This is a genomic window from Leifsonia sp. NPDC014704 (assembly GCF_043083605.1).
Lineage (GTDB): Bacteria > Actinomycetota > Actinomycetes > Actinomycetales > Microbacteriaceae > Leifsonia.
On sequence record NZ_JBIBYW010000001.1, the window covers coordinates 2,117,188 to 2,137,110 of the forward strand.

Here is a 19,923-nt window from a genome sequence, read left to right on the forward strand (position 1 = left end):
CGTTTCGTCTCAAGTGAGTGACACCCGCAGGGGGCGGGAGGAGAGGAGCGTCATGGAACTCACTGTGATTCGCAGCCGCGACCGACGTCGCATGGTCGTCGCCGTCGAGGCCGAGACCGAGGGCGACGCCCTGCGCACGATCAGCAAGGCCATCGGCCCGGTCACCATCGCACACGAGAAACTGCCGACCCGCCGCTCGCGCGGCGAACTCGGGCGGCGCCACGCCCGGGTCATCACGTATTTTTAGTAATTCAAAATGACGGGCTAGGGTCGAGTCATGGACACGGCACGGCTCGAGAGCGCACTGCGCGCGGCCGGCCTCAAGGCGACCCGCGGCCGGGTGGCGGTGCTGGAAGCGCTGACGGACCGACCGCACGCCGATGCGGAGACCGTCTTCCGGACGGTGCTGCCGTCGCTTCCGGGCACGTCGATCCAGAACGTGCACAACGTTCTGGGCGACCTGACCGCGGCGGGACTGCTGCGGCGGATCGAGCCCGCGGGCTCCGCCGCGCTCTACGAGCGACGCACCGGTGACAACCACCACCACGTGGTGTGCACCGGATGCGGTGCGGTCGCCGACGTCGACTGCGTCGTCGGTCACGCGCCCTGCCTACATCCCTCGGATGCGGGCGGCTTCGCGATCGACACGGCCGAGGTCACGTTCTGGGGCCTGTGCCCGTCCTGCCAGGAGCGCGCCACGCGCGCTCAGCAATCCTGAACGCTCAGACTCGCGAGCGCTCACCGACACCGGGAGAACAATGACGGACGACTACACCACGACCCAGACCGGAACCCCGGTCGCCAGCGACGCCCACTCGCTGACGGCTGGACGCGACGGCGTCACCGCGCTGCACGACCGCTACCTCGTCGAGAAGCTCGCCCAGTTCAACCGTGAACGCATCCCCGAGCGCATCGTCCACGCGAAGGGCGGCGGAGCCTTCGGCGAGTTCGTCGTCACCGGCGACGTGACGGCCTACACCAAGGCGGCGGTGTTCCAGCCCGGTACCGCCACCCGCACCCTCCAGCGGTTCTCGTCGGTCGCGGGCGAGCAGGGCTCGCCCGACACCTGGCGCGACGTGCGCGGCTTCTCGGTGAAGTTCTACACGACCGAGGGCAACTACGACATCGTCGGCAACAACACCCCCGTCTTCTTCATCCGCGACGGCATCAAGTTCCCCGACTTCATCCACTCGCAGAAGCGCCTCCCCGGCTCCGGCCTGCGCGACGCCGATATGCAGTGGGACTTCTGGACACTGTCGCCCGAGTCGGCCCACCAGGTCACCTACCTCATGGGCGACCGCGGACTCCCCCGCTCGTGGCGGACCATGCCCGGCTACGGCTCGCACACCTACCAGTGGATCAACGCGGCGGGCGAGCGCTTCTGGGTGAAGTACCACTTCCACTCGCTGCAGGGCAACGAGGAGATCACGGGCGTCGAGGCGGAGCAGCTCGCCGGCGCCGACGCGGACTACTACCGCCGCGACCTGTACGAGGCGATCGAGCGCGGCGACTTCCCGGCGTGGCGCGTGTCGGTCCAGGTCATGCCGTACGAGGACGCCAAGACGTACCGCTTCAACCCGTTCGACCTGACCAAGGTGTGGCCGCACAGCGACTACCCGCTGATCGAGGTCGGAATCCACACCCTCAACGAGAACCCGCAGAACTTCTTCGCGGAAATCGAGCAGGCCGCGTTCTCCCCGGCGAACACTGTCCCCGGCATCGACATCAGCCCCGACAAGATGCTGATGGCCCGCGTGTTCTCCTACCCGGACGCCCAGCGCTACCGCGTCGGCACCAACTACAACGAGCTGCCGGTGAACCGCCCGGTCGCGCCGGTGCACAACTACTCGCAGGACGGCGCGGCGCGGCACGGCTTCAAGCCTGCGGACGCCCCGGTGTACGCGCCCAACTCGTTCGGCGGCCCGTCCGCTCACGCGGACCGCGCGGGCGAGGGCTCGTGGGAGTCCGACGGCGTGCTCGTCCGCTCGGCGGCGACGCTGCACGCGGAGGACGACGACTTCGGCCAGGCCGGCACCCTGTACCGCGAGGTGTTCGACGACGCGGCACGCGCCCGGTTCCTCGACACGATCGCCGGCGCCGTCGGAGGCGTGAAGCGCGAGGACATCCGCGAGCGTGCCATCCAGTACTGGACGAACGTGGACGCATCCCTCGGCCGTGCACTGCGCGACCGCCTCGACTCGGCGGCGCAGACCCCGGACGAGGCTGCGGAGTACGTGGGCGTCGCCGAGTAGGCGCGACCCGTCCACAAACGCGGCACGCCGTCATCCCGCTCGGGATGGCGGCGTGCCGCGTTTCGGAGACCGCTGCTAGAGCGTCGCCTCGATGGTGCGGTCGTAGACCGTGCTCCCGCCGACCCGGATGCGGCCGTCGCCGAGCGGCTCGGTCGCCAGCTGCGACCCCTCGCCCTGCAGGATGCTGAGCGGCCGCCCCAGGCGCGCCGTCAGCGCGATGGCCGCCGCGCCCGTCGCCTCGTCTTCGATGATGCCCATGTCCGGCGCGAACATCCGCGAGCGCAACGTGCCCGCGGCCTCGTCGATCCACGCGTAGGCGTAGTGGTGGCCGGAGGTGAACGCGAACGGGTCGAGCGCATCCACATCCTCCGGCGACTGCAGCTCGAGCCACTCGAAGGTGGGCGCCCACTCGGCGCGGGCGGTGATCCACACGGTGTCGTCGTCGACGGTCGCCTCGACATCTCCGGCGGGCTCCCGCAGCACATCGACCGGGGTCCGCTGATCGGACAGCCACCAGGCCGTGCCGACACTCGGGTGGCCCGCGAACGGCAGCTCCCGCGCCGGGGTGAAGATGCGGATCGTGGCGGCGCGTCCCGCCTCATCCAGCGCATCCACGAACACGGTCTCGCTGAACCCGAGCGCGTTGGCGATGTCCTGCTCGCGGGACGCGGTGGCCGGAGAGCTCGTGATGATGCCGAGCTCGTTGCCGTTACGGCCGCTCTCGTTCGTGAACACGCGAACGACGACTACTTCGATGGTCTCATCCATGGCATCAGCCTGGCAGAAGGCCTCCACTTCGTTAACCCGGCGGGTGCATAATCGCGCCATGACGATCGACGACCGCCAGAACGCCAACGAAGAGGACCTCGCCGTCGAGCACGCCGCCGAGCGGCTCGCCGAACGCTATCCCGAAGTGCCGCGCGAGCGCATCGACGAGCTGGTCGAGAAGCACCACGAAGAGTTCGACGGGGCACCGGTCCGCGACTTCGTGCCTGTCCTGATCGAGCACGACGTCAAGCAGGAGCTGAACGCAGAAGAGCGCGCCGACTGACCGGCGCGCTCTTCCCTGTCATCCCGGTCAGGCCGGGATCAGCGTGTACTTCGTGCTGAGGTACTCGTGGATGCCCTCCAGGCCGCCCTCGCGGCCCAGGCCCGACTGCTTCACACCGCCGAACGGCGCCGCAGCGTTCGACACCAGCCCCGTGTTGAGGCCCATCATCCCGGTGTCGATACGTTCGATCATCCGCTGGCCGCGAGCCAGGTCCTGGGTGAACACGTAGCCGACGAGGCCGTACTCGGTGGAGTTCGCCGCCGCCACCGCCTCGTCTTCGGTCGAGAAGGCGGTGATCGCGAGGATCGGCCCGAAGATCTCCTCGCGGAGGATCTCGCTGCCGGGCTGCACATCCACGATCACGGTCGGCTCGAAGAAGTAACCATCGCCCTGCGGCGCGGAGCCGCCGGTGAGCACCCGGGCTCCGCGTCCGACCGCGTCCTCGACCAGCGCCGACATGGATGCGACGGCGCGGTCGTCGATCAGCGGCCCGATGGTGACGCCCTGCTCGGTGCCGCGGCCGATCCGCAGCGCCTCCACCTTCTCGGTGACCCGGCGGGCGAACTCGTCGGCGACCGACTCGTGCACGATGAACCGGTTCGCGGCGGTGCAGGCCTGGCCGATGTTGCGGAACTTCGCGAGCATCGCGCCCTCGACCGCCTTGTCCAGGTCGGCGTCGCCGAACACGACGAATGGCGCGTTTCCGCCGAGCTCCATCGACGTGCGCAGGACGTTCTGACCGGCCTGGGCGAGCAGCGACCGGCCCACCGGGGTGGAGCCGGTGAACGACAGCTTCCGCAGCCGCGGGTCGGCGATGATCGGCTCGGAGACCGTGCGCGCCGTACTCGTCGGGATGACGTTCACGACGCCGGCGGGCACTCCCGCGTCGGCGAGCAGCTGCGCGAAGAACAGCGTGGTCAGGGGCGTCAGCTCGGCGGGCTTCACCACGACCGTGCAGCCCGCCGCGAGCGCCGGGGCGATCTTCCGGGTGGCCATGGCGAGCGGGAAGTTCCACGGGGTGATCAGGAAACACGGGCCGACAGGGCGCTGCGAGACGACCATGGTGCCCGTCCCCTCGGGGTTCTGACCGAAGCGGCCGGAGATGCGCACCGCCTCTTCCGAGAACCAGCGCAGGAACTCGCCGCCGTAGGTGACCTCGCCGTTCGCCTCGGCGAGCGGCTTGCCCATCTCGAGCGTCATCAGCAGGGCGAAGTCGTCCCGGCGCTCCTGCAGCAGGTCGAAGGCGCGGCGGAGGATCTCGGCGCGGACGCGGGGCGCGGTGGCGGCCCACTCGTCGGCGGCCGCGACCGCCGCATCCAGGGCGCGCATGCCGTCAGAGGGATCGGCGTTGGCGATGCGCTTGATGACGCGTCCGGTGGCCGGGTCCTGCACCTGGATCGGGTCGCGGGAGCCCGCCTCCCAGCGGCCCGCGATGAACAGGCCGTCGGGCACGCGGGCGAGCAGCTCGGCCTCGCGTGCGGTCAGTTCGGCGGTGGTGTCGACGATGGTCATGCGCCCGCCACCGCCTCGGCGACGACGTCCAGCCCCTCGATGAGGAGGTGGTCCGGGATGCTGAGCGGCGGGAGGAAGCGGATAACGTTGCCGTAGGTGCCGCAGGTGAGCAGTACGACACCGGCCGCGTGGGCAGCCGCGGCGACCTTCGCGGTGAGCGCGGCATCCGGCTCACCCGTGGCGGGGTCGACGAGCTCGATGGCGACCATCGCACCGCGGCCGCGGACCTCGGCGACGCGGGCGTCCGCGTCGCGCAGGGCGCCCAGCTTCTCGAACAGGATGTCGCCGATCTGCCGGGCGCGCGCCGCCAGGTCCTCCTGCTCGTAGGTCTCGATGGCCGCGAGCGCGGCGACGCAGGCGAGCGGATTGCCGCCGTAGGTGCCGCCGAGGCCGCCGACCTGCGGGGCGTCCATGATCTCCGCACGGCCGGTGACGGCGGACAGCGGGAGGCCGCCCGCGATCCCCTTCGCGGTGACGATGAGGTCGGGGACGATGCCGAACTGCTCGGACGCGAACATGGTGCCGGTGCGAGCGAAGCCGGTCTGCACCTCATCCGCGATGAAGACGACGCCGTTCGCGTTCGCCCACTGCTGCAGGGCGGGGAGGAAGCCGTCGGCCGGGACGATGAAGCCGCCCTCGCCCTGGATCGGCTCGATGATGAGCGCGGCCAGGTTGGATGCGCCGATCTGCTTCTCGATCATGGTGATGGCGCGGGCGGCCGCCTCGGCGCCGGAGAGGCCGCCGTCGCGGAGCGGGTAGCTGAGCGGTGCGCGGTAGATCTCCGGGGCGAACGGGCCGAAGCCGTTCTTGTACGGCTGGTTCTTGGCGGTGAGGCCCATCGTGAGGTTCGTGCGGCCGTGGTACGCGTGGTCGAACGCGACGACGGCCTGCTTGCCCGTGTAGTGGCGGGCGATCTTGACCGCGTTCTCGACGGCCTCCGCACCCGAGTTGAAGAGGGCGCTGCGCTTGGCGAAGTCGCCGGGCGTCAGCCGGTTGAGCGCCTCGGCCACGTCGACGTACGAGTCGTACGGCGCGACGGTGAAGCAGGTGTGGGTGAAGGCCGCGACCTGGGCCGTGACGGCGTCCACGACGCGCGGGGCGGCGTTGCCCACGCCCGTCACGGCGATGCCGGAACCGAAGTCGATGAGGGAGTTGCCGTCCACATCCACCAGGACGCCGCCTCCCGCTGCGACGGTGTAGACGGGGATGGTGGTGCCGACGCCGGCGGCGACGGCCTGCGCCTTGCGCTCGGCGCGCTTGCGCGACTCGGGGCCGGGGATCGGGGTGACGAGCCGGCGCTCCTGCGGGAGCGAGGGTCCGCCGACGGGGGTGTCGATGGCGGTGTCGAGGATGGTCATGAGTCGAATGTAAGAAGTCGGCGCGAACCGCGACCTGGACGCAACGTACAATCGCAGCGTCAGGGATCGACACCCTGGCAGATGGAGCACGATGCCCGCCACCCTCACCCAGCTGCTCGCGCGCGGCGAGCTGGGCCTGCGCCTGCTGACCCCCGCCGGAGTGGGCGACCCGGATGCGCCGCTGGCGTGGGCGCACAGCTCGGACCTGCCCGACCCGACGCCCTTCCTGTCGCGCGGCCAGGTGCTGCTGGTGACCGAGCCGCCGGAGGACGCCGACCCGTACGTCGGCCGGCTGGCCGAGCACGGCATCGCGGCGCTGGGCTTCGGCACGGAGGTGGTCCGCGACGGGGCGCCGGCAGCGCTCGTCGAGGCGTGCACCCGGTACGGCCTTCCGCTGTTCGAGGTGCCATATCGGACGCCGTTCATCGCCGTGGCGCGGTTCGTGGCGGACCGGGTCGCCGCCGATGCGTACGCGCGCAGCACGTGGGCCCTGCGAGCGTCGCGTGCGATCTCGCTCGCGGCGCTGCGGCCCGACGCGCTTGGAGCGGTGCTGTCCGAACTGTCGCGGCAGATCGAGCGGCCGGTGGCGCTCGTCGGGGGCGACGGCGCCGTGGCGCGCAGTTATCCGTCGGGCGCGCTCGACGCACGGGCCCGCAGGGCGCTCGCGGACGCGGCCGATCCGCTGTTGCGGAGCGGCCGGCGCGCGGCGGGCACGGTCGGGACCGACGCCGGACCGTTCGCCCTGCAGACCCTCGGCGCCGCGGGGCGCCTCCGCGGCGTCCTGGCCGTCGGGTCGGACGGACTGGATGCTGCAGCCCAGCAGGTGGTGACCGGAGTCGTCGCCCTTGCCGGGCTGGCGCTCGAGCAGTCGCGGGCGGCCGATGCGGCGCGGGAGCGCCTCCGAACGGCGGTGTGGCGTGCCCTGCTCGCGGGCGATCTGGGGGTCGCCGCCTCCGTCGCCGAGCCGGTGCTGGGGGCGCTCCCCGCGGCACCGCTGCGCCTCGCCGTGCTGACCGGCCCGGCGATCGCCGCCGCGCTCGACTGGCTCGAGGCCAACGCATCCGGCTTCTTCGCCAGGGAGGGCGCGGACCTCCTGGTGCTCGGCGACGACGACGCGGCCTCGGCCATCGCGGTGCGGTTCGACCTGCGCGGCGGCCTGTCGGCTCCGACCGAGCTTGATGCGCTGCCCGCGGCGCTGGAGCAGGCGAACGCAGCACGGGGCCGAGCGGCCGCCGATGACCCCATCCCCTCGTTCGAAGACGTGGCGGGAGCCGGGATGCTGGCGCTGCTTCACACGCCGGACGCCCGCGCGGTGGCGCAGAGCGCTCTCCGGCCGCTGACCGCGGCCGACCCGACGCTGCCGGGCGTGCTGCGCACCTGGCTCGACTCGGACGGCGTGTACGACGTCGCCGCCCGCAAGCTCGGCATCCACCGTCACACCCTGCGGGCGCGCGTCGCCGAGGCGGAGCGCCTGCTTGGTCGCGATCTGACCTCCTTCGCCGCCCGCGCCGACCTGTACGCCGCCCTCCGGGCCTCCGCCTGACCCAAGCCAACAGCTCCTGAGTTTTTCGGTCTCAAGCGCCTCATTCGTGCGAAAAACTCAGGAACTGTTGGCTTGGGTGCATCGTTGGAGAGAATGGGCGGATGAGCACACCCATCTCCGGTACCCACTTCGGCCTCACGGCGGGCGACTACCACGTGACCATCGCGTCGGTCGGCGCCACCCTGCGGACGCTCCAGTTCGACGGACGCGACCTCGTCGTCCCGTTCGAGGCCGACGAGGTGCGACCCGCGTTCCGCGGCGCCACCCTCGCACCCTGGCCGAACCGGGTCGTCGACGGCCGCTACACGTTCGACGGCGTCGAGCAGCAGCTCGCGCTCACCGAGCCGTCCCGCGGCCACGCCCTCCACGGCCTGGCGGCGTGGCTCGACTTCGTCGCCGTCGATCGCGGCGCGGACAGCGTGACGCTCGCGGCGACCATCGAGGCGCAGGCCGGCTACCCGCACCGCGTGGAGGTCACGGTCGCGTTCTCGCTCGACGAGGAGGGCCTTCACACGACGGTGACCGGGACGAACACCGGCCCGACGCGTGCGCCGTGGGGCACCGGCCCTCACCCGTACCTCGTCGCGGGCGACGGGCGCGTCGACGACTGGACCCTGTCCCTCCCCGCCGACCGGGTGCTCACCGTCACCGAGGACCGCCTGATCCCGACCGGCCTGGCCGACGTCGCCACAGAGCAGAACGGCGACTGGGACTTCCGCACACCCCGGACCATCGGCGACACGTTCATCGACCACGCCTTCACCGGCCTGACCCGGTCGGCGGACGGCGCTGCGGTCGTCCGCGTCACGACAGCGGAGGGCACCGGCGTGGAGCTCGCCTGGGGCGAGGACTGCCCGTGGGTCCAGATCCACACGGCCGACCAGCCGGTTCCCGAACTGAATCGCCTGGGACTCGCCGTCGAGCCCATGACGTGCCCGCCGGACGCCTACAACTCGGGCACGGACCTCATCGTGCTGGAACCGGGCGCCTCGGCGACGGCGTCCTGGACCATCCGCGCCGTCTAGCGGGAGGAAGAGAGTGCGCGCGGCCTTCCACGACGGGCCGCGCGCACTGCGATGCTAGGCCGGGCCACCGTCGGTCGGCGCTGTACGCGGTGTCGAACAGGTCACCCCGCGGTCGACAGGTCGTCGGATGCGCTCACAGCGACACCCACGCGAAGCCGTACGGACTGAGGACTCGGCCGTCCCATCCCTCCGTGAGCGGTGCCTCCGGCTGGTCGCCGCAGTCGAAGTGGCGGTCGAGGTCGATCTCGACCGACTCGTCCGACAAGTTGTGCAGGGTGAGGAGCCCGTCCCGGCGCAGGGCGAGGACGGAGGGGGCGCCGATGTCGTGCGCGGTCCATCCGGCTGCGGCCGCCCCCTTCGACCGTCGGAGGTCTGAGATCGTCCGCACGAGGGTCAGCAGCGACGCCGGGTCGTCCTCCTGAGCCCGGACGTTGACCTCCCGGAACCCGTACGGCCCGTCCACCTGCGCCGGCAGGGTGAGCGGCGACTCCTCCGCGCTCGTGAACCCGCCCCACCGGGAGTCGTCCCACTGCATCGTGGTCCGGGCCGCCCCGCGCCCCTCGATGCTCAGGTCGTCGCCGACCCCGAGCTCCTGCCCGGCGAGCAGCAGCGGGACGCCCGGGAGCGCGTACAGCAGGCTCAGCGTCATCCGCACCCGTTGCTCCGGCTGCATCATCGGAGCCCAGCCGCGCCGGATTCCGCGGCCGTAGATCAGCATGGAGGGGTCGGGCGCGAAGTGCTCGAACGCCTCCTTCCGCTCGTCGTCGCTCAACTGCTGAAGGTCGAGCTCATCGGCGTTGTGCACGAAGTTGAGGCGCGCATCGGGCGGGATGGTGTCGTCCAGCCGCCGCAGCGCATCCACGAGCGGCTGCGCCCGGCCGCGCGTGAGCGCGAGGATCAGGGAGTTGTTGAGCGTGAAGTCGATGACCGCCTCGAAGCGGCCGCGTTCGACGAGGGCCGCCATGAGTTCGGGCGACTCGTCCGCCTCGGCGATCAGCGCCACATCCTCCTTCACCTCGCGGAGCCGTGCGCGCAGGCGGTCGAAGAACGAGCCGTCATCGACATCCGTGTCCGGCCGCCCTTTTCCCTGCACGATCAGCAGGGCCGCGTCGATGCGGAAGCCGTCGACGCCGACGCCCAGCCAGTAGCTGAGCACTCGGACGATCTCCTCGAACACGTCCGGGTCCGTCGCGTTCAGGTCCGGCTGGAACGCGTAGAACTGGTGGTGGTAGTACCGGCCGGCCTGGGGCTCGTAGGCCCAGACGGCGTCGTCCTCCCCCGGGAACATGGGATGGTCGCCCGGCTCGACCGAGTCGTCCTCACTCCAGATGAAGAAGCGTCCCGCCGTGGAGTCCGGGGCGTCGACCGCCGCACGGAACCAGCCGTGCCGGTCGGAGGTGTGGTGAAGCACCGCGTCGATGAGGACGCGCATCCCCCGCTCGTGCGCCGCGTCGAGGAAGGCGCGCAGGCTGTCGAGGTCTCCGAACCGCGGGTCGACCGCGAGATGGTCGTCCACGTCGTACCCGTTGTCCCGGCGGGCACTGGGATAGAACGGCAGCAGCCAGATCCAGGTCACACCAAGCGAGGCGACGTAGTCCAGGTGCTCGATCGCCCCCGCGAAGTCGCCGAACCCGTCGCCGTCGCCGTCCGCGAACCGCGACAGGTCGAGCCCGTACACCAGCTCGCCGGGGTCGCCGGCCCAGGCGCCCGCCCAGCCGTCAGTTGTGGCAGCAGTGTTCGTCATGCTCCAGTCATACGCCCTCGCGATCTGGCCGGGCCGCGACCGGCATCACCGGGGCCGCCAGTCGGGCGGCGGCGCCGTGCTCTCACGGATGACGACGGTCGGGCGCTCCGAGGAGAACTTCCGTACCTTGCCGCCCGCGATCACGCCCTCGAGCAGGTCGTAGGCGCGGGAGCCGAGCCCGACGAAGTCCTGGTCCACCGTGGTCAGCGGCGGGCTCCACATCCGGGCGAGCGGATGGTCGTCGAACCCGACGACGCTGACGTCCTGCGGCACGCGCTTGCCCTTCTCGACCAGGCCGCGGATGACTCCCATCGCGATCTCGTCGTTTCCGCAGAACACAGCGGTGACGGACGGGTCGTCGGCGAGCGCGCGGCCGATCTCGCGCCCGGACTCCGGCTCCCAGGTCGCGTCGACCGGCGGGGGGACCGGGGCTCCGTGGGCGGTCAGCGCCCGCTTCCAGCCGGTCGTGCGGCCGTCCTCCTTGCGCGACGGCGGCACGCGCACGTGATGGACGGTCGAGTGGCCGAGCTCCAGGAGGTAGTCGACGACCTCTTCCGCGGCGTCCGCCTCGGCGAGCACCGCCTGGGGAACCCCCGACTCCCGGACGCCGGAGATCGACACGGTCGGGATGGATTTCGGCAGCCGATGAAGCGCCGCCACTCCCGGCGGGTCGAACTTGAGCACGACGACGCCAGCGATCGGCTGATCGAGGACGAGCGACACGGCCCCGTCGACGGTCTCATCGTCGGCGGACTCCACCACGGTGATGCTCACGGTGTAGCCGGCCGCGCGGGCGCGCTCCTCGATGCCACGGATCGTCTCGGCGTACCCGTATCGGGAGGTGTTGCCGGCGATCACGGCGATCAGGCGCGGCTGGCGGGCCACTAAGGCGCGTGCCGCGGCGGAGGGACGGAAGTCGAGCTCCCGGATCGCCTCCATGACGCGTGAGCGCTTCTCGTCGGACACGTACGCGGCGCCGTTGAGGACGCGCGACACCGTCGGGACCGAGACGCCGGCGCGGCGCGCGACGTCGCTGATCACGGGCGGTTTCGGCGCGTTGTTCGGCATCGCCCTCAGCATAGCCAGGCGCCCCGCTCCGTCACTTCACGGCCCCGCTGGTGATGCCCGAGATGATGCGGCGCTGCATCACCGTGAAGGTGATCAGCAGCGGAAGGCTCATCAGGATGATGTAGGCGAAGATCAGGTGCCAGTTCTGCAGGTACAGACCGGCGCTGGCGACCTGGTAGAGGTTCAGCGGGAGGGTGTCGAGCCGTCCTCCGACCACGAACAGCGCGTAGAACACGTCGTTCCAGATGTAGAGGCAGATGAGGATGGTCGCCGTCGCGAGCGTCGGGGTCAGGAGCGGCAGGATGACACGGAAGAACACCTTCACCGGGCCGGCGCCGTCCACGCGCGCCGCCTCTTCGAGCTCGACCGGGATGGTGCGGACGAAACCCGTCACGAAGAAGATGACGGTCGACATGTACATGCCCATGTAGACGCCGATCATCCCGACCGCCGTGCCCGCGAGCCCCAGCTGGCGGAGCAGGAGCACGATGGTCACGACCGCGGGCGGGAGCACGATCCCGCTGACGCCGAGGGCGTACACGAACGAGATCGCGCGCCCGCGCCGTCGGCCCAGGATCCACGACGCCATCGCGCCGAGGAGGAGGACGCCGAACACCGACGGCACCATGATGAGCAGGCTGCCGAAGAAGGCGGGGACCATGCGTCCCTGGTCCAGAACGGTCGCGAAGTTCTGCAGCAGGTGCCAGCTGGTCGGCAGCGCCAGGCTGGGGTTGAGGGCCTCGGCCTGGTCTTTTCCCGCGGTCACGAGGACCAGCCAGAAGGGGATGCCGAGCAGCAGCACGACCAGCAGGATGGCGACGATCGGCTGGACGACGCGCGAGGGCTTCAGGGGCCGGCGGCGACGGCGTGTGGTGGAGGCGAGCGCGCTCACAGCACGTTCTCCCTTCTGCGGAGGAAGTAGATGACCGGGAAGGCCAGGACCGTCACCATGAGGAACAGGGTGAGGCTCATGGTGGTCGCCTGCGCGAACAGTCCCTGCCCGAATGTGCGGAAGATGAAGATGTTGAGCAGCTCCGTCGTGCCGCCCGGGCCGCCTCCCGTCGTCGCCTGGACGATGTCGAAGCCGTTCATCGAGCCGAGCAAGGCGGTCGCGACGTTGAACGTCACGGCGGGCGCGAGGAGGGGGAACCGGATGGTGCGGAACGTCGTCCACCAGCCGGCGCCGTCGAGGCGGGCGGCCTCCAGGATGTCCTCGTTGATGGTCTTGAGACCGGCCAGGTAGATCAGCATGGAGAGGCCCATCCACTTCCACGCGTGGATCAGGGCGACGACGACGATGGTCCACGTGGTGCTGCCGAGCCACGCGATGGACACGTGCTGCCCGGTGACGAAGCCGAGGATCTGGTTGAGCGCGCCCTCGGGCTTCAGCATCGCCTGGAAGATGTAGCCGACGGCGAGCGCCGACATCACGACGGGGACGAAGAAGGCGACGCGCGCGAAGCGGTTGATCGCGGTGTCGCGCTCCAGCACGAGCGCGAGGACCAGGCCGAACACATTCTGGAACACGGCGACGAGGATGGCGTAGACGAGCGTGATCCGCAGGTCGTTCAGCAGGCTGCCGTTGGTGAAGAGGGCGGCGAAGTTGTCGGTGCCGACGAAACCGATGTCGCTGTGGAAGCTGGACCAGTTCGTGAACGCGTACACGAAGTTGAAGATCGTCGGGACGAAGAAGAAGACGATCAGGACGAGGAGCGCGGGCACCAGGAACCAAGCGGGGTGGTCCTGCCGTCGGCGGCCTCGCGGTCGCGGCGCACTCGAGCGGGCCGTCGGCGCGGCCGCGGGGGCGGGCGGGGCGAGTTGGGCGGTCACGGTGTCTGCCTTTCTGCGAGTGGTCGGGAAGCGCCGGGGCGGGGGGGGGGCCCGCCCCGGCGCCCGTCGGCTAGAAGCCCTTGACTCCCTGGGCCTTCGCGAGCTGTGCGAACTGCGCCTGTGTCGCCTCTGCAACCTGGACCGGGGTCTTCGTCCCCTGGATCATGTCGGCGAGGTTTAGGTACAGATCGGGGTTCGCGACGGCGAGCGCCTGCATCGAACCGACCGACCCGTCGAGGGATGCGGCCACATCGGTGAGGGCGGTGGGGACGGTGCTGGGGGTGTCGACGCCTTTGATCAGGGACACGGTCGACTGCGCCTTCACGAAGTCGGCGTACCCGTCTCCGAGCCAGTAGCTGAGGAACTGGCGGGCGGCGGCCTCCCGCTTGCTGTCACCGGTCTTGAAGGCGACGAGGGCGTTCGACTGGTCCGGGATGTACGTGCCGACGTTGCCCTTCGGCGAGATCGGGAAGAAGCCGATCTTCTTGTTCAGCTCCTCGGTGTTGGAGGTGGCCTGCAGCTCGCCGAAGAACGAGTTGACCTGCATCGCCATGGCCGCCTTTCCGCCGAGCAGGGCGTTCCCCTGGTCGACGAACGTCGCGGTCTTGATGTCGGAGTTGAACAGCCCCTGCTGGATCAGCTTCTGATAGGTGTCGATCGCGCCCTGGATGGTCGGGTCGGTGAACTTCTCCTCGTTCTTGTTCACCTTGTCCCAGAGGCCGTCCTTGGCGGCGTCGGCCAGCTGCGCCTGCACCCACCACTGGGTGGCCCACTTGTCGCCGCCCATCTCGTAGAAGGGGTCGACTCCCTTGGCCTTCAACTGCTCGGCCAGGGCGATGAACTCGTCCCAGTTCTTCGGGGTGGTGGTGATCCCGTTCTGCGAGAACACCTCCTTGTTGTAGTAGACGCCGATGACGGCCGGGGTGGTCACCAGGGCGGCGTAGCGCGTGCCGTCGAGCGTGCCCGTCATATCGGCGAGGTTTCCCGTGTAGTTCTTCACCCAGGGAGCGCCTTCGAGCGACTGCAGGTTCTGCGTCGCGTTGAGCGCGGTGAGCTCGGACGCGGTGGGCTGCCAGAAGGCGAGGTCCGGCTTGTCACCCGTCGCGACCTTGGTCTGCACGCCCTGCTCGTACGGGTCGGGGATGGTGACGACCTTCACCTTCGCGCCGGTCAGCTTCTCGAAGCCCGTGATCACGCTCTCGGGGGTCTTGTTCGAGTTCTGCGCGGCCCAGATCGTGAGGTCGACGCCGTCGAGTTTGGTGTCCTGCGCCGGCCACGACGCGCTGCCCGCGCTGCCGCCTCCGGATCCGGGGTCGCTGCACCCCGACAGCACGAGCGCCGCGGCGGCGGCGATGGCCGCGATCGAGGCGGCTCCCTTCCAAGCGATCTTCATTGAACTGCTCTCCTTGAGTGACGTAGCGACGGTAGCGCTACTGGGTTCGGGTCGCGGAATGCGGTGCGGACGCGATGTTCGTCGCGGCCTGGAGGCGGAGGACCCGCGCGCCGACCTCGCCGGTGCGGCTGGTGACGGTGAGTTCTCCTGTCCCCGCGTCCCAGTGGGTCTCCCAGTCGGGAAGGGATCGCGGGAAGACGGTCGAGACCGTGAGCTCGCGTCCGGCGAACGCCGGAAGGGAGAGCCGGGTCTCGGGGGTCGCCGGGTCGCGGTTCCAGACGGCCACCAGGGCGCCGTCGTCGATCGCGAGCCCCAGCGAGGTCCACCCCGCGTCCCAGGTGGGGATGCCGAGCGGCCAGAAGGGGGTGGATGCGGTGAGCTCGCCGCGCAGCTGCTTGGCGACCCCGACCGCGTCGGAGACGAGCGCCAGGCGATCGGCGTCCATGCGCGCCAGATGCCCGGAGACGTAGTAGCGGCCGAGGAGCCCCGTGGCGAGGCAGAAGGCGACCTCCTCCATCGTCATCTCCGGCTGCGGATACGCCCAGCTCGCCGCCTGCTCCGGCAGCATCGCCGCGGGCGCGCTCGCCGCGATCGGCGGGTACTTGAGGAAGTCCTGCTGGTCGGAGGTGGACTGCATCTGCAGCCGGGAGAGCATGGCGTAGTCGGAGCGCATCGCCCCGGAACCGCAGTTCTCGAGCACGAGACCGGGGTGGCGGTCGAGCACACCGTCGAGCCAGTCGAGGTGGGCGCGGTTGTGGGCCAGCAGTCCGGCGCCGACGCTGTCCGCATCCCGATCGGTCCCCGGCCCCGGGTTGATGTTGTAGTCGAGCTTGAAGAAGCCGATCCCGAACTCGTGCACGAGCCGGTCGACGACGGAGTCCAGGTGCTCGCGCGCCGCCGGATGCCGGAGGTCGAGGTGGTAGCGGTGGTGCTCGACGACGCGCTCGCCCTTGCGCTGCAGGAAGGCGCCGTCCGGCAGACGGTCGGCCATCGGGCTGTTCACCCCGATGACCTCGGGCTCGAGCCAGAGGCCGGGCACCATGCCGGCGTCTCGGATGTGGTCGATGACCTCCGAGAGCCCGCCGGGGAAACGTGTGGTGCTCGGCATCCACTCCCCCACGGTGTCCCACCATTCGCCGCTGTCGTCGTACCAGCCGGCGTCGATGCAGAACACCTCGGCGCCGACGCGGGCGGCCGCGTCGATGAGCGGGAGCAGCTTCTCCGTCGTCGGGTCGCCGTTCAGCGTGTTCATGTAGTCGTTGAAGACGACGGGCATCGCGCTGTTGTCGGGATGGGGCCGCCGGTGTGCGCGCCGGTAGGCGGTCAGCTGGCCGATCGCCGAGGTGACGTCGCGGGCGAGAGCCAGGGCGACGGTGACCGTGGTGAACGACTCTCCCGGCCGGAGCTCCTCGCTCCACTGGTGGTCGGTGTCGGTGGGACCGGAGAGGGCGAGGTAGCCGCTCGCGGTGTCCTCCCCCACCTCCCAGCGCCAAGCGCCGTTGTGCTCGATCTGCCAGGCCCAGGCGGCTCCGAGCCGCGTCGACCGCACCGCGGCGACGGGCAGGTGCTTGCCGGTGGACCAGGTGCCGGAGGAGATCACGCTGAACTCTCCGCGCGGATTGTGGTTGGTCAGCTGCTGTTCGAGGCGCGGGAAGCGGACGCCGTTGAGGGGCTCGCGCACCCATCGCCCTTCGCCCAGCCAGTCGCTGAGCGCGTGGTAGACCTCCCACTCGCGGATGCTGCTGCGGCCGTTGCCCCCGAGATAGAGCGCGAGCGATGGGATGGAGCGGAGCACGACGGGCTCGTGACCGTCATTGAGGACGGTGGCGGACGAACGGAGCACCGACAGGCCGTCGGTGAGCTCGAGGAGCAGCTCGATGCGGAGGCCGGTCTGTGCGTGGTCGAGCCGGACCCGCAATGCGGATCCGGTGGCGGTGGCCGCCTCGTCGTGGCCGGCGTAACGGAGGTCGTGCCCGATCGCCGTGTGGACCAGCCGGTCGCTGGCGAGCGAGTGACCCTGGTTGACCGCGAGCACGTCCACCAGCGGGAGCCCAGCGGGCATGTCGAGCCGCAGCCCGTCGTGCTCGACCGCGGCGATTCGGGGCGCGGAGTCGGCCGACCATTCGATCTCGACGGTCAGCTTCTCGGTGCCCCAGCTCAGGCGGTCGGTCATCGGTCTCCTCGTCATCGTGGATGGTGGCGGTCGGTTGCCGCGTCGGTTCATGATAGCGCTATCAGAACGCAGCGCAAGTCTTTTCTGATAGCGCTATCAGCACTGCGATCACTGGCAGACATCGACACTTGCGACCGTTGGCGATATCGCTATCATGATAGCGGTTTCAGAATGGCGCTCCACAGTGGAGACCCGACGCGAGCCCGGAACCGTCCAACCGATCCGTACGAAGGAGTACCGCGTGAACGGAACACATCGCAGGCGCCGCCTGCGCAGCATCCTCCCGCCCTCGATCGCCATCACTGCCGGGCTCGCCCTCGCGGTGAGCGGCCTCTCCGCCCTTCCCGCCGGCGCCGCCGGCGTCGACCACCTCGGTGTCGACTTCTCCCAGACCACCGGCACCTTCCGGGGTGGCGCCACCGGCACGCTCTACGGGCTCGGCGACGACGGGGTTCCGAGCCAGTCCGTCCTGAACGGCGCCCACATCACCAACACGTCGCAGAAGCCGCCCTTCGGTGCTCAGCATCCCAACGGCGATGCACTGCAGGTCGAGTCGTCGTTCTTCGCCGGCGGAGGCCAGGACCTCTACGTCTACGCGCAGGACATGTATCCGGACTGGCCCTACAACGGCGGCACACGGCCGGGCGACGCGAACGGCGACGGGGTCTGGGACTACCTCCCCATCCTCAAGAAAGTCGTCGAGGACGTCGCGACGACGTCGAAGCATCCCGAGAAGTACGTCTTCATCCCGTTCAACGAACCCGACGGCGGCAACTGGTACCCGAACTGGTCGACGCAGAAGGAGCAGTTCCTCGCCGACTGGTCGGCCGCCTACCAGGTGATCCAGGGCGTCTACGCCGAGCACGGCCTCGGGCACGCCCGCGTCGGAGGCCCGGGCGACGCCGTCTGGCGCCCGGACCGGAGCGCCGACATCCTCGCCTACGCCAAGGCCCACTCCGAACTCCCGGACATCTTCATCTGGCACGAGCTCGGCACCTACAACCTCGCCACGTTCCGAGGCCACCACGACGAGTACACCGCACTGCTCCAGCGGCTCGGGATCGCGCCCATCCCTGTCAACATCACCGAGTTCGGGATGCTGCGCGACATGGGCGTGCCCGGCCAGCTCATCCAGTGGATCTCGATGTTCGAGAGCGAGAAGGTCGACGCGCAGACGGCGTACTGGAACTACGCGGGCAACCTCTCCGACAACTCCTCGCGCAACAACGGGGCGAACGGCGGATGGTGGATGTTCAACTGGTACGGCGACCTCGCCGGCTCCACGACCGCGCAGGTCACCCCGCCGAAGCTGAACACGCCGGACTCCCTCCAGGGCCTCGCCGCCATCGACACCGGTGCTCGCACGGCCACCGTGCTGTTCGGCGGAGGATCCTCGGACGTAGCGGTCGATGTGAAGGGACTCGACGCATCCACCTTCGGCTCGACCGTCGACGTGCGCGTCCGCGCCGACCGCCTCAACGGCGCGGAGGGTGCCTCGCTGCAGCCTCCGGTGATCCTGTCGACGACCGCGGAGGTCACGGACGGCCGGCTCTCGGTGACCGTTCCGAACAGTGACCGCTACTCGGCGTACCAGCTGGAGATCACGCCGCGGCTCACCGATCCGCAACCCGTGTCGGCAGACCTGGTGAACAGCACGGAGGCCGAGAACGCGACTCTCGCGAACGCAACCGTCTACACGCAGGACCCGTCGCGCGAGTGGTCCTTCATGGCGTCCGGCGGCAAGGACGTCGGCTCGTTCAACCGCGCCGGCTCCTCCGCGACCTGGAACGTGACCGTGCCGACGACCGGCGACTACCGGCTGTCGGTGCTCAGCGGCACGAACGCGTCGCCCGGGCAGCACGCGCTGTTCGTCGACGGCGCCTTCGGCCAGCTGGTGAAGTACTCCGCCGATCTCGGCTGGGGATACCGCGGGACGGCGGATGCCACGATCCACCTGACCGCGGGCACTCACGCGCTGTCGCTGCGGGCGAGCGTCGACGGGACGACCCTGCTGCCCGGTGCGGACATCACGCTCGACCGGTTCGACCTCCACGATGTCACCTCGGGTGAGCGGGCGACGTACCCGGCCGTCGACGCCCGCCTCTCCGGCGGGGCGACCCTCTCCTGGAAACAGCCGGCCGCGCGGGGCTACGCCTCGGTGACAGGCGACGGCGCCGCCACCTTCTACGCGACCACTGCGGAGACGGGCTACTACGACGTGACGACGCACTTCGCGTCGACGGGTCGCGGGGCGACACCCTCCCTGGTCGCGAACGGCCGGACGGTCGCCCTTCCGGCCTCCACCGGACCGGGCGTCTTCGATGCGACCGTGCGGCTGTTCCTCCCGCAGGGAGTGAACGAGCTCACCGTCCGCGCGGTGGCGGGCACCGTGCTGGTCGGCGAGGTGTCGACGATCCGGAGTGCGGCGCAGAAGGCGTCCGACGCGGATGCGGCTCTCGTCTTCCGCAGCGAGGCCGAGGCTCTGCCCCTGTCCGGCGCGGCGGTCGTGCAGACCGACCCGGCCGGCTCGAACGGATCCGCGGATGCGCAGGGCCTGGTCCGCCATGTCGGCTACCTCGGAAACGGCCCGGCGAACACGCTGACCGTCCCGCGGCCGAGCGGCTTCGCGGCGGGCGACTACCAGCTCGTCATCGGAGCAGCCAACGCCGACAAGTCTGCGGCGATCAACTACAACCCGCAGGTGATCAGCCGTTTCCTGGATGTGACGGAGGCCGGCGGCGCCACCACCCGCGCCGCCTTCCGCCACAACTACTCGTGGAGCAGCTATTGGGACAAGACGGTCCCGGTGACGCTGTCGACCGGCGGCGGCGCGCTCACCCTGGGCAACGCCACGGCGTACGGACCGAACGTCGACACCGTCACACTGGCGAAGTTCGTCGGTGCGGCACCGTCGATCGCGAAGCGGCAGACCGGGCTCGGCGCGAAGTAGCCGGCACCGGGTACGGACGACGGG

General features: G+C 70.2%; 16 protein-coding genes. 7 read left to right on the top strand and 9 right to left on the bottom strand.

What is annotated here, in order from left to right; translation table 11 throughout:
• The first annotated feature begins 52 nt into the window (after nucleotides 1–52).
• The 3 genes from ACF1AJ_RS10230 to ACF1AJ_RS10240 are packed head-to-tail and all read left to right on the top strand — an operon-like array spanning nucleotide 53 to nucleotide 2,252.
• Nucleotides 53–247: a hypothetical protein gene (locus ACF1AJ_RS10230; protein WP_309856456.1), complete on the top strand. Its 195-nt coding sequence runs from the start codon at nucleotides 53–55 to the stop codon at nucleotides 245–247.
• Nucleotides 248–277: 30 nt separating this feature from the next.
• Nucleotides 278–718 (top strand): Fur family transcriptional regulator, encoded by a 441-nt coding sequence (locus tag ACF1AJ_RS10235; RefSeq protein ID WP_391507214.1) that lies wholly within the window; start codon nucleotides 278–280, stop codon nucleotides 716–718.
• Nucleotides 719–758: 40 nt separating this feature from the next.
• Entirely contained in the window at nucleotides 759–2,252 is a 1,494-nt protein-coding gene (locus tag ACF1AJ_RS10240; protein WP_391507215.1) for a catalase, read from the top strand.
• 75 nt (nucleotides 2,253–2,327) lie between these two features.
• Here the strand turns inward: ACF1AJ_RS10240 and ACF1AJ_RS10245 are convergent, their stop codons facing one another.
• The gene (locus ACF1AJ_RS10245; protein WP_391507216.1) at nucleotides 2,328–3,020 is read right to left on the bottom strand and encodes a PhzF family phenazine biosynthesis protein; all 693 of its coding nucleotides are present in this window, start codon (nucleotides 3,018–3,020) and stop codon (nucleotides 2,328–2,330) included.
• A 58-nt stretch (nucleotides 3,021–3,078) separates the two neighbouring features.
• Here ACF1AJ_RS10245 and ACF1AJ_RS10250 point away from each other — a divergent pair, with 58 nt between their 5' ends.
• The gene (locus ACF1AJ_RS10250) at nucleotides 3,079–3,303 is read left to right on the top strand and encodes a three-helix bundle dimerization domain-containing protein (protein WP_309856444.1); all 225 of its coding nucleotides are present in this window, start codon (nucleotides 3,079–3,081) and stop codon (nucleotides 3,301–3,303) included.
• Between the two features lie 27 nt (nucleotides 3,304–3,330).
• Here the strand turns inward: ACF1AJ_RS10250 and ACF1AJ_RS10255 are convergent, their stop codons facing one another.
• Entirely contained in the window at nucleotides 3,331–4,815 is a 1,485-nt protein-coding gene (locus tag ACF1AJ_RS10255; RefSeq protein WP_391507217.1) for an NAD-dependent succinate-semialdehyde dehydrogenase, read from the bottom strand.
• The gene (gene gabT, locus ACF1AJ_RS10260; RefSeq protein ID WP_391507218.1) at nucleotides 4,812–6,173 is read right to left on the bottom strand and encodes a 4-aminobutyrate--2-oxoglutarate transaminase; all 1,362 of its coding nucleotides are present in this window, start codon (nucleotides 6,171–6,173) and stop codon (nucleotides 4,812–4,814) included. The genes ACF1AJ_RS10255 and gabT overlap by 4 nt, the downstream gene beginning before the upstream one ends.
• Nucleotides 6,174–6,264: 91 nt before the next feature.
• Between gabT and ACF1AJ_RS10265 the strand changes: the two genes are divergently transcribed.
• Together ACF1AJ_RS10265 and ACF1AJ_RS10270 are read left to right on the top strand one after the other, a co-directional pair.
• Complete coding sequence (locus ACF1AJ_RS10265; protein ID WP_391507219.1) at nucleotides 6,265–7,716, top strand: PucR family transcriptional regulator; 1,452 nt, start codon at nucleotides 6,265–6,267, stop codon at nucleotides 7,714–7,716.
• Nucleotides 7,717–7,817: 101 nt separating this feature from the next.
• On the top strand, nucleotides 7,818–8,741 hold the full coding sequence (locus tag ACF1AJ_RS10270; protein WP_391507220.1) for an aldose 1-epimerase family protein: 924 nt from the start codon (nucleotides 7,818–7,820) through the stop codon (nucleotides 8,739–8,741).
• A 133-nt stretch (nucleotides 8,742–8,874) separates the two neighbouring features.
• On the opposite strand, the gene ACF1AJ_RS10275 is transcribed toward ACF1AJ_RS10270, so the two are convergent.
• The 6 genes from ACF1AJ_RS10275 to ACF1AJ_RS10300 all read right to left on the bottom strand — a co-directional run bounded on the left by ACF1AJ_RS10275 (nucleotide 8,875) and on the right by ACF1AJ_RS10300 (nucleotide 16,949).
• Nucleotides 8,875–10,485, bottom strand: coding sequence for an alpha-amylase family glycosyl hydrolase (locus tag ACF1AJ_RS10275; RefSeq protein WP_391507221.1), 1,611 nt, complete (start codon nucleotides 10,483–10,485; stop codon nucleotides 8,875–8,877).
• 45 nt (nucleotides 10,486–10,530) lie between these two features.
• On the bottom strand, nucleotides 10,531–11,553 hold the full coding sequence (locus tag ACF1AJ_RS10280) for a LacI family DNA-binding transcriptional regulator (RefSeq protein WP_391507222.1): 1,023 nt from the start codon (nucleotides 11,551–11,553) through the stop codon (nucleotides 10,531–10,533).
• A gap of 31 nt (nucleotides 11,554–11,584) precedes the next feature.
• Complete coding sequence (locus tag ACF1AJ_RS10285) at nucleotides 11,585–12,445, bottom strand: carbohydrate ABC transporter permease (protein ID WP_391507223.1); 861 nt, start codon at nucleotides 12,443–12,445, stop codon at nucleotides 11,585–11,587.
• Nucleotides 12,442–13,383 carry a carbohydrate ABC transporter permease gene (locus tag ACF1AJ_RS10290; RefSeq protein ID WP_391507224.1) on the bottom strand — a complete coding sequence of 314 codons (942 nt, stop codon included), beginning with the start codon at nucleotides 13,381–13,383 and terminating at the stop codon, nucleotides 12,442–12,444. Before ACF1AJ_RS10290 ends, ACF1AJ_RS10285 begins: the two co-directional genes overlap by 4 nt.
• Before the next feature lie 70 nt (nucleotides 13,384–13,453).
• A complete protein-coding gene (locus tag ACF1AJ_RS10295; protein WP_391507225.1) occupies nucleotides 13,454–14,776 on the bottom strand; it encodes an ABC transporter substrate-binding protein in 1,323 nt (440 codons plus the stop codon).
• A 37-nt stretch (nucleotides 14,777–14,813) separates the two neighbouring features.
• On the bottom strand, nucleotides 14,814–16,949 hold the full coding sequence (locus tag ACF1AJ_RS10300) for a glycoside hydrolase family 36 protein (protein ID WP_391507226.1): 2,136 nt from the start codon (nucleotides 16,947–16,949) through the stop codon (nucleotides 14,814–14,816).
• A gap of 241 nt (nucleotides 16,950–17,190) precedes the next feature.
• Between ACF1AJ_RS10300 and ACF1AJ_RS10305 the strand changes: the two genes are divergently transcribed.
• Nucleotides 17,191–19,899, top strand: coding sequence for a CBM35 domain-containing protein (locus ACF1AJ_RS10305; protein WP_391507227.1), 2,709 nt, complete (start codon nucleotides 17,191–17,193; stop codon nucleotides 19,897–19,899).
• Nucleotides 19,900–19,923 lie beyond the last annotated feature (24 nt).

Bases quoted from the DNA above. Each gene is read 5' to 3' on its own strand.
- ACF1AJ_RS10230 (WP_309856456.1), top strand. From the start codon at position 53: ATGGAACTCACTGTGATTCGCAGCCGCGACCGACGTCGCATGGTCGTC.
- ACF1AJ_RS10235 (WP_391507214.1), top strand. From the start codon at position 278: ATGGACACGGCACGGCTCGAGAGCGCACTGCGCGCGGCCGGCCTCAAG.
- ACF1AJ_RS10240 (WP_391507215.1), top strand. From the start codon at position 759: ATGACGGACGACTACACCACGACCCAGACCGGAACCCCGGTCGCCAGC.
- ACF1AJ_RS10245 (WP_391507216.1), bottom strand. From the start codon at position 3,020: ATGGATGAGACCATCGAAGTAGTCGTCGTTCGCGTGTTCACGAACGAG.
- ACF1AJ_RS10250 (WP_309856444.1), top strand. From the start codon at position 3,079: ATGACGATCGACGACCGCCAGAACGCCAACGAAGAGGACCTCGCCGTC.
- ACF1AJ_RS10255 (WP_391507217.1), bottom strand. From the start codon at position 4,815: ATGACCATCGTCGACACCACCGCCGAACTGACCGCACGCGAGGCCGAG.
- gabT (WP_391507218.1), bottom strand. From the start codon at position 6,173: ATGACCATCCTCGACACCGCCATCGACACCCCCGTCGGCGGACCCTCG.
- ACF1AJ_RS10265 (WP_391507219.1), top strand. From the start codon at position 6,265: ATGCCCGCCACCCTCACCCAGCTGCTCGCGCGCGGCGAGCTGGGCCTG.
- ACF1AJ_RS10270 (WP_391507220.1), top strand. From the start codon at position 7,818: ATGAGCACACCCATCTCCGGTACCCACTTCGGCCTCACGGCGGGCGAC.
- ACF1AJ_RS10275 (WP_391507221.1), bottom strand. From the start codon at position 10,485: ATGACGAACACTGCTGCCACAACTGACGGCTGGGCGGGCGCCTGGGCC.
- ACF1AJ_RS10280 (WP_391507222.1), bottom strand. From the start codon at position 11,553: ATGCCGAACAACGCGCCGAAACCGCCCGTGATCAGCGACGTCGCGCGC.
- ACF1AJ_RS10295 (WP_391507225.1), bottom strand. From the start codon at position 14,776: ATGAAGATCGCTTGGAAGGGAGCCGCCTCGATCGCGGCCATCGCCGCC.
- ACF1AJ_RS10300 (WP_391507226.1), bottom strand. From the start codon at position 16,949: ATGACCGACCGCCTGAGCTGGGGCACCGAGAAGCTGACCGTCGAGATC.